Here is a 19,027-nt window from a genome sequence, read left to right on the forward strand (position 1 = left end):
TGAGAGAAGCGCAAGACAGAAGAAGGAACAGCGAAGAACAATGAGTAAAGATAAAGGACAGAGGATAGAGACAGAAAGCTGAAGACTGCGAGCCCAAGAATGGTGATTCAAGTTAATGCTGCGTCTTCCTCTGTTGACTAACCTATAGGGAGCTGCTATGCATGCTGAAATTACAATATCTACACAAGAATGAGGAACTGGCGGCGATGCTGCTGGGGAATTGGGAACATGATCCGGAGTCGCTGCATCTGTTCCAGTATTACCGGATATCTTCTAATGCGGTGTATCCGTTTGAGAATGCAGGGCATAGCCAATTGCTGCGGTTCGCGCCAGTAACTGAGAAGCAGAAGGAGAATATACTGGCAGAGCTTGAGTTCATCGCTTACCTGCGTGAGCACGGGTATGGTGCGCTTGAAGCAGTATCCTCGCGTACAGGATTGGAGCTTATTGAAGCACAGACCCCGTGGGGGCCATACTACGCTTCCGTGTTTAAGCGGGTAGCTGGGGTACAACTGGGCAGCACAGAGCTTAGTGATCACATCGTATATAAATATGGTGAAGCGCTGGGCCGGCTTCATCAATTGTCCAATGAATATACGCCTGTACAGCCTGGCAGATGGACGCACAAAGCTGTGCTGGAATGGATTCTGTCCGTACTGGCTGATTTTCCCGGGGAAGAAGCGGCTGTGGCCGAGGCAAGGTTGCTGGAAGAATATTTTGACGGACAACCTGTCACGCCTGAGAATTACGGGCTGATCCATTATGACTTTGAGCCCGACAATGTGTTCTATGACGAGGCCTCGGATAACATCAACGCCATTGATTTCGATGATGCGATGTACCACTGGTACGCTATGGATATTGAACAGGCACTGGATAGCCTGGAGGGAGAGGCAGCGCCGGAGGAATATGAGCGCAAGAAGCAAATATTCATGAACGGCTATATCAGCCGCCGCCCGCTGCCGCAGGACGGACCCACCATGGCAGCGTGCAGACGGTTCGCCGATTTGTACGGCTACGCACGGATCTTGAGATCCGCAGCGGAGCTGGGAGAGAATGAGCCGGATTGGCTGACTTCGCTGCGGAGCCGGCTGGCAAATGCATGTGCGGCTAGGGCTTCGCGGTTTGGCGGGCCTGTCGGGTAAGCACAATCTGAAATTAAGCTGACCTGTACAACGGGCCGGCCCGGCTGAGTGGTGTCAGCAGATAAATCAGTAATAGGCTTACCTGGAAACTGAAACAGCGACAGCAAAGGACGGGGAATTAAAGTCCTGGCTGTCGCTGTTTTGTTGAACTAACGTTCTTCGTTAGCTCCATTCATTCGCGTTTCTTCATTTGATCCATCATTACTTGAATCTCTTCCCTGCTTGCAATACCTGTTCCGTCAAAAGAACACATTAAGCATGAACGAAGCTCAATCTTTTCTCCATTTTCATTAGTATCATTAACAGGTTCAGTCCAGTCCGCCTGTTGGCCACAGAAATCACATACTCTTGTTCCGTAATCTCCTGTCAAATAATCCTCCTCGTCTTCCTCCTCGTCCATATCTTCAAATTCGTCTTCAGCTTCCTGCATTACAATTTGCCTCCTTGTAACGTTAGAATTCATCAATGATTTCGACGACTTCGATTATACCGTTAATCAGCAGCTCAGGAAGCTGGTTATGGTTATTGCCTTTCCAATATTCCCGGGCTTGTTCGATTTTGCGGGAGAAAGGGAGGCCATCCTCCTTTGGCAAAAGAGTACCGTCACCTTCAAAGATCCTCCCGTTCACGCGAAGTTGAACGATCTGCAATACTTTTCGATGATGAGATACGAAGATTTCTTTCCATTTCAGAGCGTCTTCATAGCTCTTCGCAGCATATAAGCACGACAACCGGGAAGGATATTCAGGATATTCCTGCAATCTAACCATTTCAATGAGTGCTTCTCTTATCGCCCGGATGGTCTGGTCCGCATATCTAATAACGACATCTGCATTCTCTTTATCCATGCTTAATCCGTCATTTGTATAGTGACCGTGCAAAATTTGCATAAAGTCTTCACCCTTGGAGTTCATCTGTTCCTTCTCAAAAAAGAAGTGATATAAGGTGTTTTTTTGGTTACTGTCAAAGCTGATGATTTGCCCAAGGTCCATTTTGTTCCGGGTTACAATGTGATAAACATACCATTCGTTAACTTGCATAGACTGCTGCTCCCCCTATTTCATACTTATTGTAATTCTGCTCTCCTGCGGCAGCCATTCAACCGTGGCCCCGAGCTGTTCGCTGATGAAGCGCAGCGGCAGATAGACTGTACCATTGACTACAAAAGGCGGGGTAAGCAGCGTAACGCTTTTACCGTTTACTGTCGTGGCTCCGCTCTTAGTATTAATCACAATGGATAGCGGCGATTTGCCCTCCGCAGTGCCGGTGATGGTTGCTACTTTATCCATAGAATAGCCGACGGTGGCCCCCATCTTGCTGAACAACGAGCGCAGCGGAATGAAATTCTGCCCGTTCCGGGTAATTACCCCGTTCGTGAAGGCGACGGATTCACCATTCAGGGTGACAGAAATCGGTTTTTGCATCGGGACGGGAGCAGGGTAATTAAATTCATAGGTACCATATCCGAGCTGAGCATTCTTGTTCACACCCCAGCCCCAGAGCGTTCCGTCTTTCTTTTGCATAATAATATGTCTTCCGCCGCCCTTCATGGACTGAACATCGGAAGTGAGCTGAGTGAACGGAGCGTCCGGGGACATCCGGGTCGTCTCAGTAGAAGCCGCATATACCTTGCCGTCTGAGGTCAGCGCAACAATAGAGTGTTCGACGATGTAAGCATTGGTCACCTTGCTGATTCCTGAGAAAAGGACGGGAACGGGTTGATCCGCATAAGTAGTTCCATCGGAGTATCCTGTAACCGTTGAGCCCCAGAACCATAAACGGGATTGCCCGTCAATGGCGAGCCGGGTACGTCCGTTGTTGCGCAGAATACTTACGCTGGATAAGGCGGGCATGCGGGTGGCTGTAAGCTTAGAAGCATCGCCTAGAGTCTCCGGTTGATAAAAATTCTGGATAGGCCACGTCCAGACGCTGCCGTCCTTGCGGAGTGCGTAATTCTGTTCAAGCTGGGTGATGTCCGTCAGACTAGCTACAGGCGTGAGGGTGGCAAATTCGTCAAAGGTGGTCCATACCGTACCGTCCGTCTTCAAGAACAGGAAACGCCGCCAAGAGCTTTGCCCGTTACTCTCGCTGTATCCGGAGACAGCAGCAACTTGATCTATACCGGGGACTGGTGAAAAAGAAGTCGTCTCCGCACCGTCAGGTGTCGTCACAGCAATAAACACCTTGCCTTCTCCGGTGATTGCTACACGGCGGCTATCCAGGCTTAAGAAGTCCGTCATATTCGTTAATTCAGCGATCGGAGTCACTTCTATTTCCAACGTCCGGGCGTTGGTCTCCCAGTTCCAGACAGAGCCGTCCCTGGCCGTAACCAGCGCGCTGTTCCACAGGGGAAAAGAAGCTTGTACATCACTTAACCCCTGAACCTGTGTAGGGACAGATTTGGTGTCACCCCAGACCCAGAGGGAACCATCATCCTTAATCAGATAATTGGCTCCATAAGAGGCGACCCCGGAAGCACTTGCAGCTGAGCCCGTCTCAGGATTACCAATGCTCAGAACCGCGGTCAGACCCATGATCAAGCTCACAAGCAGATTTCTTTTTTTCATAAAAGCACCCTCTACCTTCAATGTTATTTTTACTGATATAGGTAAATAAAAGAATATATTTCCTTCCATATAGACGCTGTATGAGGGCGGAAAGTTTCTTTGAAAATTAACCGTTCATAGCCGGCTCTCCTGTGTTACAATGATTTAGTCTGTTTTTTGTGGAATTTGATTTGTGCACCGATATTTAATAAGCTGTACCCGGCATTGTCCGTATTTGAGGAGGAAATCAGCGTTAATGAAACATGCACCTTTTATAGCCGTGGAGGGCCCAATTGGAGCCGGTAAAACAACCCTCGCCACGATGCTCGCCAGCGAAATGCAGCTTCCGGTCATTAAAGAAATCGTGGATGAAAATCCGTTTCTGGACAAGTTCTATCAGAATATGGACGACTGGAGCTTCCAGCTGGAGATGTTTTTTCTCTGCAACCGGTTTAAGCAGCTTGAAGACACTACGACCCAGTACATAGATAAAGGTAAGCCGGTCATTTCGGATTATCATATTTATAAGAATCTGATCTTCGGGGAACGGACATTGAAGGGATCGAAACGGGACAAATACCGGGAGATCTATCATATCCTGACTGATGATTTTCCGAAGCCGGATATCATCTTCTACATTCGTGCCGATCTGGATACGCTGCTGGCCAGAATTGCCAAACGCGCCCGTACGTTCGAAGAGATCATTGCGCCTGCTTATCTGCAGCAGCTGATCGAGGATTATGACGATGCGATGGCTTCACTGGCCCGCCGCGAACCCTCTACGGTCATTATTACCATCGATGGCAACAAGGTGGACTTTGTAGAGAACCCGGAAGACTTCGCCGCAATCGCGGAACAATTAAAGGAGCTTATGAAATGAACTCATACAACATCCCGGACAATGCAATTATCACGGTAGCCGGCACGGTGGGCGTCGGCAAATCGACCCTGACCGCAGCTCTGGCGGAACGCCTGCAGTTTCAGACGTCACTTGAGCAGGTAGATCATAATCCGTATCTGGAGAAGTTCTACCATGACTTTGAGCGGTGGAGCTTCCACCTGCAGATCTATTTCCTCGCGGAACGCTTCAAGGAGCAGAAGAAAATGTTCGAGCTGGGCGGAGGGTTCGTGCAGGACCGTTCGATTTACGAGGACACAGGGATTTTTGCCAAAATGCATGCCGATCAGGGCACGATGTCAAAAACCGACTATGAAACTTACACCAGCCTGTACGAGGCTATGGTGATGACTCCGTATTTCCCGCATCCTGACGTGCTGATCTACATTGAAGGCAGTCTGCCTTCAATTCTGACCCGGATCAATGAACGCGGGCGCGAGATGGAGATTCAGACCGATGTCTCCTACTGGGAGCATATGCATGGCCGGTATTCCCAGTGGATTAACGAGTTCAGTGCCTGCCCGGTGCTGCGGCTGAACATTGACGAATATGATGTGAAGGATGCTGCCTCCATGGCGGATATCCTGCATAAGGTAGGCGCGGCAATTGGCCGGGCTCCGGTAGGGAAGTAAAGGTTTTATTTTAGCGGATGGTTTGTGGGATCGATAAGATATAGGGATGTTAGGAAGCGGCACCAGTTCATCTGGGGCTGCTTTTTTTGTGTTTTTAGACATTTTTTTTAAAGAAAACGCGACTTTTTTCATATTTTCGGGACATTTACCCTATTCAGGACCATTTGAAACGACTTTTGTCGAGAATTGTTAAGAGATTGTTTAGAGCGGCCTGATAGAATGGATCGCAGATATGATAATTGCAGTAATTAGAATTTAATTGTTTTTGGTCCGCGGGAAGGCAAGCGAAAGGAGAATGCGGGAGCTAAGGGAGCTAATAGAAACTGCAGCGAATCTTGCTACACGCCGGACTGGAAATGATGAACGAATAAGGGGGAGCATCACATTGTTAATAAGCAGGAGATTGAAGAAATATACCTCGCTAAGTTTGATTCTCAGCATGTTGTTGTCGTTAATACCCGGCTCCTTTAGTGGCCTGGCAGAAGCTGCGGGTGATGATTTTGAAGTAACGTTTAAGAACGGAGCGCATGTGGGGAATCTGAGCTACCCTGCAGAGAACGCCTTCGGTAACTTTTACAACAATATGGAAGAAGGCTTCGCCCAGACTGAGACGGACAAAGATGCCAGAATGGATTGGACAACCGGTGATATCTATGCCGGTCTCGATGATAATGAAGCAACGGTCACGTTCGAGGTTGACGTAGCCAAAAATCCGTTATTGAAGGCCATGGCGGAGAGCGGACAAGCAGAGATGATTACAGGTTTTGCGGTTCTGCGGCGTCACTCCGGGTTCCTGTGGACACGTCATTCGGCAATTACGGTGACCATCGACGGAAGGGATATTATCAAAGAAAGAACCGGCAGTAGCCAGAAATATAACAAAACGGCTACAGCCCGTATTACACCTACCTCCAAAATTAAAGTATGGGTATATGGTGAAGGCGATGACGACGGTGAAGCAGCAGGGGTACGGGGCTTCTATCTCAAGTTCCAGGATCTCAAGCGTCCCGTCATTGACAGCTATACCTTCACCGGCAACGGAGCAGAACGGCTGAACGAGAATATTAATCAGCAAGAGCTTTATGTCAAAAGAGATGAGAACATCACACTCAGCTACAATTTCAACGAGCCCGTCAGACCGGCTACGGTAGTGAAAGCAAACTCCGATTATTTCCTGCGGCAAAAGCTGTTCATTAATGATCCGGACACCGGACTTCCGGCTGCCGGACAGCAGCAGTATCTGCAGAATATTACCTTTAATGAGGACAATCTAACTACGTATCAGAAAACACTTTCCTATAGATATACCGGAGTTCCTTTTCATAACAGCGGCAATCTACCCCTGAAACCGCTAATTACCGGGGGGACTACCGGCGGAGCACCGATGGATCTGTCACTGGAAAATAAATTGAAAGAAGCCGTGCTCAGGGATGCGGCAGGGAATAAAGCTACTATAAATCTCAACACTGTGCCGAGCAAGAGCAGCAATGCCTGGCTGAACAATAAAAGCGGGAACCCGTTTGATTTCGATCGGGGCGGCTTCCGCGTCATCGTGGATGCGGTGCGTCCGAAGTATTCCAAGACTGCTAACGGCATTCAACCGGAGATTCTGACCGGTGTTACGCTGAATAAGGGAGATGTTATTGATTTCACCCTGCAGATGACGGAAGAGGCAATTGCCAAAACCGGCTGGGATGAGAAGAAAACCTTTATTCTTTTCAATAACGGAATGAAAGCCTATTATGTTGCAGGCAAGAATACAAGAAATTGGACCTTCCGCATGACAGTACCTGGCGGACTAACTGTGGAAACACCGTTGCTCAAGGTCGTTGCCGTATCTAATGATGCCAAGGGCGGCAGCTTGCCTATCAATATGGATACGGATGTAATCCAGGATTACGCAGGCAACCTGATGATTCAGCCCGCTAACTTCGATGGAATACATGAAGAGAAAATTGATCCTTACGGCAGTGACTTCTCGCTCGCCAACTCTAAGATAGACTGGGCGAACCTGTTCATCGACAATACAAAACCGATTATCGGATACCGGTTCGAGGCACAGGGCGCGAGTGATGTAGCCTATTCGAAAAAAGGTAAGGTAACGATCGATGCCAATGATCCTTCGATTAAAGTACCCCACCTTGATCCGACTGAAGCAGACCGTGGTGCAGAACGGCCGAGCCGCGGAATCTACCGGCCTTCGAATATGAGTGCGGAAGCATCACCTTCCGTTGGACTTGTCTACTACTGGTGGAGTCAGGATAAAGCGGATCCGTTTGCTTCTGTATCCGGAGACAATAACGCGGCACTCAAGCGTTACGCGCTCTCTGCCAAACAACCGTCGGAAGAGCTGTATCCCGGAGAATTCCAGAATGTACAGCTGTCGGTAGTGAATAACAAGACCAACCTGCTCTCTCCTCCGCCTGAAGCGTTCGAGGAAGGAAACAGCGGGGAATGGTACCTGCATACCTGGACAGCGGATATGACCTGGGATTCAGCCAGAGAATTGATGCAGTACGAGAAGAAAAAAGCTTATGTGGCGAGCCATCAGGCGCAGTATGATGCCTGGATTGCAGAAGCACCGGGTTCGAAGGCAGATAAAATCTTCTATGCTGACAATCAGGCGCTGGCCGCTGTTGGACAATACGGCGACCTGAGTGTCTGGAAGGTTGACGATTTCAAACAGGATGATTCCAACTGGACCCATGAAGTAGGTATCCTGAAGCTGGACAACCAGGGACCTGCCATTACAATGGCCGCAGAGGACAGCACCACTGTGCAAGCACTTGTAAAGGACCCGCATAGCGGCGTCAAGAGCGTGCAGTATCAATGGGTGAAGGACGGGGATTCACCGCAGGACATTAAGTGGGCCGATACATCATACTCCGGGAATACCGTAACCCGGTCTACCTATGAGGATATTGATGAGGATGGCGCTTACTGGCTCTATCTGAAGGCACTCGATAATGCGGGCAACGAAACGGTCAAGACACCACAGGAAAAGGCGGTTGTCGTGAGTTCAGAGGCTACGATTCCGACGCAGTTCACACCGGAAGCTAATCCTGACTACGTTCGGAGTCATGATGTTATGTTCCAGATCAGCGGAGTGACCCCGGATTATGTGGGCTATGCCATCAGCAGCAGCTCCATTCATCCTGAGTCCGACAATGAATATACAGGCCTTGAAGCAAGTACGGAGCTGATACAACCTCTGTCCGTGGACAATTCCTTAGACAGCAGGGAAGAGACTACTCAGCCTGAAGCTCCAGCAGAGCCGAATGCTCCGGCAGAACCGGAAGTTACGGCAAACATCGGACCGGTGGCTATCCTTAAGCTCCTGTCCGAAGGACCGGTACAGCCTGAACTGACCCCACTGGCGGCTGAAGAAACTCCGGCACCAGAGAGCGGTGCCGAGCCGGCAACTACACCTGCTGCTTCAGCAGGCGCTACTGAACCGGCAGCAGATGCCGCAGCGGAGGCAACAGAAGATAACACGGATTCCAGGCTGGCAGCGATGGGACTTAATGCTTCTGTAAGTGAAGCCACCTATAGCTATGTTATTCCGGCTAAATCTAAACTGAACGGAACGCAATACATTCATCTTATGGTGAAGCACAGCGACAGAACGTATTACTATTCGAAAGCTTATTATTTTGACAATGAAGCACCGGTGGTGTATTTCAGCCCTGATGCTATTGCTTACCCGTTGCCGCAGCAGAAAACGCGGATCAGCGTGTCGGAATTCTATAGCAAAACAGGACTTGTCAGCAAATATAAATGGGTCAAACAAGAAACAGGTGCAGAAGTACCTACAGAGTCCTCTACAGAATGGAAGGACGTTCCGTCAGGCGGTTCGGTGTCCATAGACGACAAATCGCTGGACGCGGGACAAATTGCTGAATACCGGTTATATGTACTCGCGGTTGACGGGGCAGGCAACAGCTCTGTGACGGCAAGCGGAGGAACCTTCAAGGTATCAGCATCTTCCAAACCGGAGGCACCTGTATCCGATGCGAAGTCTTCTCTTATCTATCTGTCCGGTGATGCAAAGGATGGATACACAGCGATTGTGAAGCTGAGCCTCGAGACAGAGGACAAAACGGGATATGAATATTCGGTATCACCTGATAACGGTGCAAGCTGGATCAACTGGAAGCCTTATACCAACTTCGTAGCCGTGAAGGTTCCGACTGGTGATCCGACACAGCTGCAGGTGTGGGTCAAGTACAGAACACCGGGCGGGTTGATCAGTGAAGCGGCCAAGCTTGATATCGAAGGCGCTTCTACAACCGAACAGCCCGTCTATGCGCTTGCAACGCTCAGCGTGAACAGTCCGGTAAATGCCACGGTTGGGGCAGATATTGAGTTCACGCTTCCGCCGGGTATCCGCGTGATGCCTTCGAAGATTAACCCTTCGGTGCCTGTGCGGACCGGAAACTCATTCAAGATCTATGAGAATGGCTATTACAGCTTCGATCTGACCGATCTCGGTGATCCGGACCGGACAGATACCCTGTATCTGGTTGTAAAGAATATTGACGGTACGCCTCCAGAGGGAACGGTTGAATACTCGAACATGGAGCGTACGAACGGTAATGTGGTTGCTTATCTTCAGAGCACCTCTGAGCCTGTAACGATTACTAACAATGGCGGCAAAAATGCCTACACCTTCAAGGAAAATGGCACCTTCGTCTTTGAGATTAAGGACGCGGCCGGGAATACAAATACCGTCGAAGCCACGGTAAAGAACATTAACAAAGAAGCTCCGAAGGTGAAAGTGGTCCGTTCCTACCAATATGGCCTGAACGGCAGCAGCACCTTCAATACCGTGAAGGATAATAACGGCAATGTACTATTCTCCACCGGCACTACAGTAACGGTTGAGAAGGCAGATGCCTCGGCTAAAGCTATTAACATTATCAGTCAGGCCAAGAGCATTACACTGACTGAGAATGGAACAGCCTCCTTCACAGTTGTAGATGAGTACGGCAATACGACAGTCATTAAAGAGAAGGTTACGAATATTCTCTCCGCACCGCCTGAAGCTGATAAAATTGCCTACACCTTTGTAGATGCGGATGGCAAAGCGGTTCCGGCAGATCAGATTGTTACGATCGGCGGACAGAAATATGCCAAGGGTAAAGTGAAGGTTACGATTAGCGGCAGCGTCACAGCACCTAATAAAATGTTCTTCGGAGTAAGACCTATTGAGGGCGGAGCGGCGTATTCGAATCAGATCAGTAAAGCTGATGGAACGTTCAGCTACTCACGTGCCTTTGAGAGCAGCGGGTCAGCGGTAGTCGCCATCTCGGATCTTCTGGGCAATGTGAACAAGGTTCCGGTTACAATAGCGGGTCTTGATAACACACCGCCTGAGCTGACACTGAATAACGAAACAGCAGGTATTGTCCAGAACAAGAAGGACTTTAACTTCCGCGCAGATCTCGGCGGCTTCACAGTTTCCGATAATGTATCGGAAGCAGCGGGTGTGAAGGTATCGGTCAGCGGGCTGGATCTGAGCAAGCTTGGACGCCAGCGTGTAGCTTATACGGCGGTTGACCAGGTAGGGAATGAGACGGTTGTTTATCAGGATGTGGTGGTCGTGAAGGATGGCGGACTGCTGATCTTCGGTAACGATACCTTAATCTCGGCATCCTCCGGCGAGTCTGCACTGTTCAATACCAATACACTTACCTTTAAGGTATCAGGCTACAACAATATGAAGGTAGCCGGAGTAGACAAGGTCAATCAGGCAGGAACATTTGATATTCTGTATTACCCTGGTTTGTACCGCGAAGGACAGCTGAAGCTGGTGAAGCAGAAGCTGACTTATGACGAACTCGTGAGCAGTCAATTTAAAGTCACCTTCCCGAAAACAGGCTGGTACACGATTGTCGTGAGAACACAGGAGCGGGACCGCGAGTTTGCCACCTTCTTTATTGGCAACATGAAATAAATGAAAGATAAACAGGGGGAATACATGGTGAAGCTGCTCAAACGCGCTACCGCGCTCATGCTCACAATAATCATGGTATTTCTGTCCACCTCCGAGAGCTTTCATGCGCTTGTGGAGGCGGCCAGCAGTACAAAGACAACTGTTGTAGAGAATAACTTTATTAAGGTTACTGTGGATAATGAAACCGGACGCTACGGGATTCGGACCGTGGATGGCCAGCCCATCCGCAAGAATGACAACAACGTAAACTTGCTGTTCCAGGGAGATGATCCGGAAACGTCGTTCACGACGTTCCGGATTGACGGAACTGATTATATTTACGGGAATAAGTACAAGTTTGACAACAGTCATTATTCAGAGACTACTACACCCAAGGTGGTAGAGAATTCGAATGGCACGAAGCAGCTGGAGATGATCTGGAAGATTAAAGGCGTAGAGATTAAGCAGATTCTGATGCTCTACACCGACAGCAAGGATGCTGTCAATTCCGGAAATGTCAACATCCGCTATGAAGTGAATAACCGGAGCAATGCGCAGGTAGAGATCGGAAGCCGGATCCTGCTGGATACGATGGTCGGCGGCAACGACGGGCCGCAGTTCCAGATTGGAACAGCTTACAAGTCACCGCTGCAGGTAGAGCGGAAGCTGGTGCATAATCCGGAGGATAATGCCGGAATCCCTGAAGAGGACAGAGCTTACTTCAAGATTCCTTCTTACTGGGTAATGCGCGACAAGCTGGATTTGACTAATCCCCAGGCAACCAATGTCGTTGCCTATGGCTTCAATAACTTTGCCGAACAGAACATTAATATTGTGGATGAAATGATTGTCGGTCACTGGAACGGCCTGGCGAATACGAAATGGGATTATGAAGTACATCCCAACCTGGACTTCACCAGAGACACCAATGATTACGGCACGGCGGACTCCGCCGTTGCCTTCTATTGGAACCCGGATAAAGTGGCAGCCGGAGGCTTCCAGAGCTTCGAAACTGTCTATGGACTTGGAGAAATAACTGCTCCGGATAAAGTGTTCTCGATCCGCTATGTAGATCAGGTTCAACAGCTGGCTACGGCTGCGCTGGAACAAGGGGAGACGGTTCCGTCGAAGTACGTGGATAACGGAGTCTTCACGATCACAGCCGAGGTTGAGAATCTGCAGGCCTACAATATGGAGCACTCCAAGATCGAAGTGGAGATGACGCTGGAGAGCGGTCTCAGCTTCGTCAGGCAGGATGAGAGCGGCAAAGACGTCCTGGACGCAAATGGCAAGCCAGTCCTGGAGAATGACCGCAGCAAAATGCTGGAATTCAAAAAGTCAGCCTCTCCTGAGGAAGCTGCATTGGGAATTGAGCCGAAGTACAAGCCGGGTGATGCCATCACTGCGACTTTCCGTGTTCAGGCTAAAGGCAGACCTTGGCCGGTAACGCGGGATTACATGATTTCCGCGAGAAGCCCGGAAACACAGGGCAAGATTGAGGGCATTGAGGATGAAGGCATCAAAGCCCAATATGAGTCGAACCGTACAAACTTCATTCTGCTGCCGCCGGTAGGCGAAGCAACGGCTACGTATTCATACGCTCTGTCACCGGCAGAGCTGTATAGCTCAGATGTGAAATATCTGACTGTGAATCTGTCGAACATTGAAGCCTATAATACGGGCAATGCAACCACAGCACCGAACTTTGACCTGTACCTCAAGGATCTGGTATCCGGAAGCCGGTACAAGGTGAATGTGCAGGATGCAGTGGTTATGCAGCCTACAGACGATGGTTTCTCAGGTGCCATGCGGATTACTTACCGCGGCGGGGAACGGGTTGATGAAGGCGGCAATGTGCTGGAATCCGGACTGGGACCCGAGCTGCCGCTGGGTGAATACGCAGTTGAGATCGACTATAAAGGCGATGCGGGAGGCGACGAGGAAGTAGCAGCCCTTTACGATATTACTACCCCTCAATCCTTCCTGGTTACAGATAATGATGAGACGCGGATCCGTGAAGCCGGAGTTATGGCTGTGTACAGGGAAGCTGTGGATATCAGCGGCCTCGCGAACGGCGCCTCTGTAAAGGATGACTTGCTGGATCAGCTGAATTCGCTGTTCCCGGGTGAGCCATTTAAGAACGGCTCGTTCCTGTACTCTGCTGTCACCGAGTATAAGAAGACCAAGGCCTTGTTCGGAGCAGCCAGCAAGGCGGTTGATCCTGAATTTGATATCAGTGAATTCATGGATGATGAAGCGCTCAAAGAGACTCCGCTGTATGCCTACAAATTGTTTGCAACAGAAGAGGATTTTGAAGCCTTCCAGGAAGAAGCAGAATCCGAGGACCCGGAATTCGACCGTGAGGTTCTGGTTACGGTCCGCGGAATGATCAAGCAGGTCGGCACGGGTGATGAAGAGCAGGTCATCGTGGATACCAAGACAGAACCGGCAATTATTAATGATGCTGTTGCCTATACAGGCAAGGATCTGGCTTTTGTACGCGGCAAGCTGGACATCTTCGGAAACAGCCTTCCGGGCGATCTTCCCTTCCTGGATACCTTGTTCATCAAGGGTGACGGAACGCTCAGTGTAGCGAGCAGCGGCTTCGTCTTCCATAAGGGCGAATGGACGCTTGATTTCTTCAACGGCTTCTCCAAATCCCTTGGAGATGAGAACTACAATCCGTCCAAGGTGGAGACGCCAGAGGATGACGATGAAGAGGAAGAAGGCAGTAAGGAAGATAAAGGAAATGACGGTAATCCGGAAGACGACAGCCAGAACGGCAGTCTGAAATGGGCTATCGGCGGTGTGGGCGACAGACTGAATCCGCTGCGCCAGGTCATGATCGGGGATGTGTACTTCAACAAGCAGTCTTTGTTTGGGGCTCCAAGCTTCGCGATTGACGGCTTTGGCTTCTCCTTCAATGATTTCATTCTGAGAGAGAATGGGATTTCCTTCGGCGGCTCATTGTCCCTGAAGATCATTAACTCAGAAATTAAGAATGTCATATTCAACAGCGCAGGCTTCTATGGCGTAGATGCCTCACTCGGCTTCGATCTGAATCAGGAGATGGGCTTGTTCGGACCGGATAAGAAGAAAGACGCGGATAAGAAGAAAGGTCCGGATGCTCCCAGCGGTAAGGTTACCATCAAGCATGCCGTGCAGGGCGGCGGAGTTGGTAATGAATATGGCCTGGAGTTCGCGGCACAGCTGAAGAACATGCTGGGTGTGGAGATTGAATTCTCGCTCAAAAAGGTAAAAGACGGCCGGATTCTTCCGGATGTAATCGCCTTTGGGGCTGAATTGCCGGCTCCGGGTATTATTGTCACCGGTGCAACCTATCTGACCGCTGTACGCGGTGCAGTGCGCGAGCTGGCGGATACCATTGCCGGCGGTACGGCGCAGGACCCGTTCCCGCTGACGATTGAAGCTGGCGTAGGCATGCGGTTCGGGATTGCCCCGGCGTACTTCTTCGGGGATGTTGACCTGACGGTGAAGCGTACCGGCCTCAAGGTGGAAGGACGGCTTGACTTCTCCGCAGACGCAGAAGCTGAGAAGGATGACCGGCTTCCAATGCTCACCAAAGCGCTGCTTGAAGCGCAATGGGTGACTCCATGGTTCGTGCGGGTAGAGGCAGCTATGGATATCGGCGGCTGGGATATCATCATCGGTAAGGCGGGAATCTTCGTCGGACAGAATCTGGAGAAGAACCGCACTGACTTTGAAGGCTATATCGGCTCCAAAGTACAGATTCCGAATAGTGTACCGGTTGTCGGTGGAATGCCGCTGTCCAGTATGTTCCTCGGGGTCAACAATGATAAGGTATGGGGCAGTATCGGCATTCTCTTCATCTCGCTGGGTATTACCTACTACTGGAGCGGAGGCATAGAGTTCGGTACATCAAGCGATCAGCTGCCGGAAGGTATGATTCATCTCGTAGTGGATGATCCCGATAATGGACCGCGCCTGATGGTTATTGGTGAAGGTGTAGAGACTCTTGCCACTTCGGCCGCCCCTGCTGCTGAGGAAGAGAATCAGGAGATTATCTACCGTGAAGTAGCAGAAGGTGTGAAAATTGTTGAGAACGGATCGGTTAATGTCGGCGTAGGCGGCATTACGGTCAAGAACGGCGGCAGAATCCATGAGATTCCTATGGGGGCTGCAACCGGTAATGCCATTATCGAAATGGAATACAGCAGTAAGGATATGCCGGAATTTAAGCTGCAGGATGCAGCGGGCAAGGATTATCCGGTGGTATTCGAAACCTTTGCTAATCCGGACAAGCCTAATCCTAAAGCTAATGCTTTTACACAATATATTCCTGCAAGTGATGTATCACCGGATCCATCCAAACTTAATGCTGAAGTGGATATCCGCAGAGCTTACATTATTATCCCTGAGAATGAAGCTAAGAAAGGCGGAACCTGGACGCTTACTGCAGTCTCGGCTGTAGAAACCAAGCTGATGAATGTTCCAACCCTGCCTCAGCTCAGCGAAGTGAATCTCGCGAAGGATAACTCGAATGTCAATAAATTCACGGCATCCTGGAAAGTAGCCAACGCAGCAGAAGGAGATACAGTGAATCTGTACCTGGCTGAAGATGCGGTAACCACTGAAAAGACTATCGTGGAAGGGCAAGAGGTGCTGTCACCGGGAGATCCGGGGATGCTGATTGCCAAAGATGTGCCGGTTGGCGCCGGCGGTTCTGTCAGTGGTGGCATAACCAGCGGCAGTACAGTAATTGATGTAACGAATGTAACGCTGATGGGCAATCCCGAGGATATCCGCGGGCTGCTCAGACAAGGCAATTATTATCTGCGGGCCGAGCTGAAATCCAGCGCAACCTTCGGCACGAAGACTTCACCGCAGCGATTCGAGCTCGTTGATCCGCTTGCACCGCAGGTTGTCAGTGACGTCTCGGTTGTACCTGCCGGTAACGGACTGTTCTCGCTCTCCTTCAAGCCGGGAGCCAAAAAAGCGGGACATAACGCTTACGAGCATAGCTTCGTCATTGATGCTCAGGTCCAAGTGAACGGCAAGCTGGAGACTTATTCTCCATTTGGCGAAATTTTGTACACCGAAGAAGAACTTCAGCCTTACTGGAATGCAGCAACCGGTAAATATGAAGGTATTCTGATCGGAGGCTGGAAGGCCCTATCCACTTCGGATGAAGTGAATACGACCAGCCTTGAAGGAACGGTTACAGATGTGACCAAGTTGAAGTATACCGGTCTGGAAGTTGGAACGGAGTATGTTGTCGGTGTCACTGCCGCAACAGTTCCAACTGAAGATGCGGACAAGAATCAGAACTATCACTATGCTGAGCACCAGAACAGCAGCAAGAAGCTGCTGCCGGTTCCAAGCCTGCCGAAGCTTACTGTGGCAAGCGGATCTGGTACCGTGCAGGATACCGGAAATTACATTAACCTGCTGACCAGTGAAACGAAGCAGAAGCTGACGCTCACTTCAGACCAGTCCAATGTGACGGTGGAGGTCTTTAATGCGGAGAAGTCCATCGGGTCGGTAGCTTTGACGGACAAGGCCGGCGGCGGAAGCCAAGGCGTTCTGAATCTCGACCAGTTCCAGACAGACGGACCGTTCGCTCTTGAACTGAGAGCCAGAAACATGACGACCAAGGATATCTCGGTCACGATGCTGTATATGACTGTAGATACGATCGCTCCGGTTCTGTATCTTGATCAGCCGGTAACGGGTGAACGTACCGCAAACGGCGCTGTTCATGTAGCAGGAACTACAACAACAGGAACTGTGCTGACAGCGAAATATACAGTGAACCAATTGCAGCCGGATGGCAAATACAAGGAAGTGGAGATTCCTACTACCCTTAAGGTGGACCCGCTGACGGGGGACTTTAATGGAACTGTGGAGATCAAATCCGATGAGCCTTCCGTGGCACTTAACATTGTTGCCTCCGATGAGGCAAAGAATCTGAACACAGCGGTTGTGGATATCACGAACGCTGGTTACAAGGTTCCTGTAGCACTGGTTTTGAAGGGAATGGAAAAGGACCTGGAGCCAGGGCAAACAGGCAAAGTTAAGGCTTATCTCAAGGTCTCGGATGGACAGGACGAGAATACCGGCAAGCCGAAATTCAAGGATGAGCCAATTGCAGATAAGGATCTGCAGAAATTGACTTATACAGTCGCCGTAGGCGATGCAGTGTCCTTATCGGCAGTAGGCAGTGTTACGGCGCTTGCCACAGGCTCCAGCTTAATTGAAGCAGAGTATAAGGTGTCCGAGGGTGTAACGCTCAAAGGCATGGTTGCGGCCACAGTAGCCGTACCGAAACCAGAGAAGCTTGGTGCAATTCAAGCCAGCACTTCTTATATTTATGCAGACAGCAGCCGTACCAAGATCACCATTACTTCCTCCGGGGATATGACCGGACAGCAGATTGCGTATAAGGTTTATCGTTCCGGCGCCGTGCTGCCGGCCTTCGATGATAATGTCAGCTCTTGGTCGCTCCTTCCGCTGGACGGTATAATCAGCGCTTCTTACGGTGATGTAATCGTGCTCGCTAAGCGGACATCTACCGATAAGCTGGTTAAGGCAGCGGGTCAGGTTACAGCAACTGTATGGTCCAGCAGCGGTGCTGGAACAGGCGGTGGCGGTGGCGGTGGCGGCGGTGGTGGCGGAGCTGCCACACCAGGCGTAGTGGAAGAGCAATCACCAGATACAGCCGCACAAGTAACTGTTAACGGACAGCCGGTTGTCACAGAATGGAATGGGCTTACAGCGGTAATCCGGATTACGGATAAAGAAGCCGCAGCGGGCAGCGATCTCACGGTTAGTTCCGCAGATCCGGCTGCAAAAGCATTCAGTATCCATGTAGATCAGAATGTTGTGAAGCAGGCCGTTGCAGCGAAGAAGAAAGTGATTATAGAGGTGCCGATGGGTCGTTTGGTTCTTGAACCTGAGAATCTTACCGCATTAAATAGTGAGCTTGTGGTGGGCATTGGCCAGAACAGCACTGCCGATCAGCAGGCCATGAAGACCATAGCCGATCAGCAGGGCTTCACGCTTATGGCCGCAGGACAGGGTGTTACGGTAACGGCTAACCTGCCAGCAGGCAGCTGGACACCGGCACTTGCAGCCAAGATCGCCATTCCTTCGCCGCTTGCTGCAAACGAAATTACAGCAATTGTGCTGAAGGATGCAGCCGGTAACTGGACTACTGTGCCATGGAAACTGGACAGCAGCGGTACGGCAGTGAATGTGCAATTGACCGGAGAAGGCAGCCTCTACTTCATCCGCAATCAGAAGATCTTCAAGGATATGCCTGCAGGCTGGGGCAAGGACGGTATTGCAGCAGCCTCCGCCAAGCTGTTCGTATTAGGCAAATCTGCAGATACCTTTGATCCGACCGGCAAAGTGACCCGAGCAGAGTATCCAACGATTCTGCTGCGCGTCGCAGGTCTGATGAACAAGCAGGCACCTTCTGCAGGCTTCAGTGATGTCGGCAGCAGCAGCTGGTATAACCGCAGCGTCTCCATTGCTGCACAGCTGGGTATTGTCACCGGATTCGAAGGCGGCAAGTATGCGCCTCAGGGTACGCTGACACGAATGGAAGCCATGACGATGCTGGGCAGACTGCTCACCCTTGTCAGCCCAGGCACTGAGATCAGTGATGCAGAAGTAACAGCAATTCTGGCTGGTTTCACCGATAAAGATAAAGTTCCCGCATGGGCAAGACAAGCAGTAGCATTGAGCATCAAGAACGGCATTATCCTTGGGGAAGGCAACAAGGTGAATCCGTCCAGTCCGCTTACGCGTGAACAGGCGGCAGCCATTGCTATCAGACTTGATCAATTGATTACAGCCAAGCAATAACAAGATGTGCCCGTACCGCC

Annotated in this window: 8 protein-coding genes; 5 read left to right on the forward strand and 3 right to left on the reverse strand. The window is 50.4% G+C overall.

From position 1 onward, the window contains the following. Nucleotides 1-161: 161 nt before the first annotated feature. Nucleotides 162-1,145 carry a phosphotransferase enzyme family protein gene (locus P40081_RS11685; RefSeq protein ID WP_042135578.1) on the forward strand — a complete coding sequence of 328 codons (984 nt, stop codon included), beginning with the start codon at nucleotides 162-164 and terminating at the stop codon, nucleotides 1,143-1,145. A 172-nt stretch (nucleotides 1,146-1,317) separates the two neighbouring features. Here the strand turns inward: P40081_RS11685 and P40081_RS11690 are convergent, their stop codons facing one another. The 3 genes from P40081_RS11690 to P40081_RS11700 are packed head-to-tail and all read right to left on the reverse strand — an operon-like array spanning nucleotide 1,318 to nucleotide 3,712. Next, the gene (locus tag P40081_RS11690; protein WP_042135579.1) at nucleotides 1,318-1,575 is read right to left on the reverse strand and encodes a hypothetical protein; all 258 of its coding nucleotides are present in this window, start codon (nucleotides 1,573-1,575) and stop codon (nucleotides 1,318-1,320) included. A gap of 22 nt (nucleotides 1,576-1,597) precedes the next feature. Next, nucleotides 1,598-2,185 carry a DUF2441 domain-containing protein gene (locus P40081_RS11695; RefSeq protein WP_042135580.1) on the reverse strand — a complete coding sequence of 196 codons (588 nt, stop codon included), beginning with the start codon at nucleotides 2,183-2,185 and terminating at the stop codon, nucleotides 1,598-1,600. Nucleotides 2,186-2,200: 15 nt separating this feature from the next. Next, nucleotides 2,201-3,712 (reverse strand): stalk domain-containing protein, encoded by a 1,512-nt coding sequence (locus tag P40081_RS11700; RefSeq protein WP_042135582.1) that lies wholly within the window; start codon nucleotides 3,710-3,712, stop codon nucleotides 2,201-2,203. Nucleotides 3,713-3,947: 235 nt separating this feature from the next. Here P40081_RS11700 and P40081_RS11705 point away from each other — a divergent pair, with 235 nt between their 5' ends. From P40081_RS11705 to P40081_RS11720, 4 genes are all read left to right on the forward strand, one after another. Then, the gene (locus P40081_RS11705; protein ID WP_039303946.1) at nucleotides 3,948-4,571 is read left to right on the forward strand and encodes a deoxynucleoside kinase; all 624 of its coding nucleotides are present in this window, start codon (nucleotides 3,948-3,950) and stop codon (nucleotides 4,569-4,571) included. Continuing rightward, entirely contained in the window at nucleotides 4,568-5,221 is a 654-nt protein-coding gene (locus P40081_RS11710) for a deoxynucleoside kinase (RefSeq protein ID WP_042135585.1), read from the forward strand. Before P40081_RS11705 ends, P40081_RS11710 begins: the two co-directional genes overlap by 4 nt. Nucleotides 5,222-5,606: 385 nt before the next feature. Beyond that, complete coding sequence (locus tag P40081_RS11715) at nucleotides 5,607-11,177, forward strand: hypothetical protein (protein WP_197074350.1); 5,571 nt, start codon at nucleotides 5,607-5,609, stop codon at nucleotides 11,175-11,177. A gap of 24 nt (nucleotides 11,178-11,201) precedes the next feature. Beyond that, the gene (locus P40081_RS11720; protein ID WP_042135589.1) at nucleotides 11,202-19,007 is read left to right on the forward strand and encodes an S-layer homology domain-containing protein; all 7,806 of its coding nucleotides are present in this window, start codon (nucleotides 11,202-11,204) and stop codon (nucleotides 19,005-19,007) included. The last annotated feature ends 20 nt before the right edge of the window (nucleotides 19,008-19,027 follow it).

The sequence above is a fragment of the Paenibacillus sp. FSL P4-0081 genome, assembly GCF_000758565.1.
GTDB lineage: Bacteria > Bacillota > Bacilli > Paenibacillales > Paenibacillaceae > Paenibacillus_AQ > Paenibacillus_AQ phytohabitans.

Bases quoted from the DNA above. Each gene is read 5' to 3' on its own strand.
- P40081_RS11685 (WP_042135578.1), top strand. From the start codon at position 162: ATGCTGAAATTACAATATCTACACAAGAATGAGGAACTGGCGGCGATG.
- P40081_RS11695 (WP_042135580.1), bottom strand. From the start codon at position 2,185: ATGCAAGTTAACGAATGGTATGTTTATCACATTGTAACCCGGAACAAA.
- P40081_RS11720 (WP_042135589.1), top strand. From the start codon at position 11,202: ATGGTGAAGCTGCTCAAACGCGCTACCGCGCTCATGCTCACAATAATC.
- P40081_RS11690 (WP_042135579.1), bottom strand. From the start codon at position 1,575: ATGCAGGAAGCTGAAGACGAATTTGAAGATATGGACGAGGAGGAAGAC.
- P40081_RS11700 (WP_042135582.1), bottom strand. From the start codon at position 3,712: ATGAAAAAAAGAAATCTGCTTGTGAGCTTGATCATGGGTCTGACCGCG.
- P40081_RS11710 (WP_042135585.1), top strand. From the start codon at position 4,568: ATGAACTCATACAACATCCCGGACAATGCAATTATCACGGTAGCCGGC.
- P40081_RS11705 (WP_039303946.1), top strand. From the start codon at position 3,948: ATGAAACATGCACCTTTTATAGCCGTGGAGGGCCCAATTGGAGCCGGT.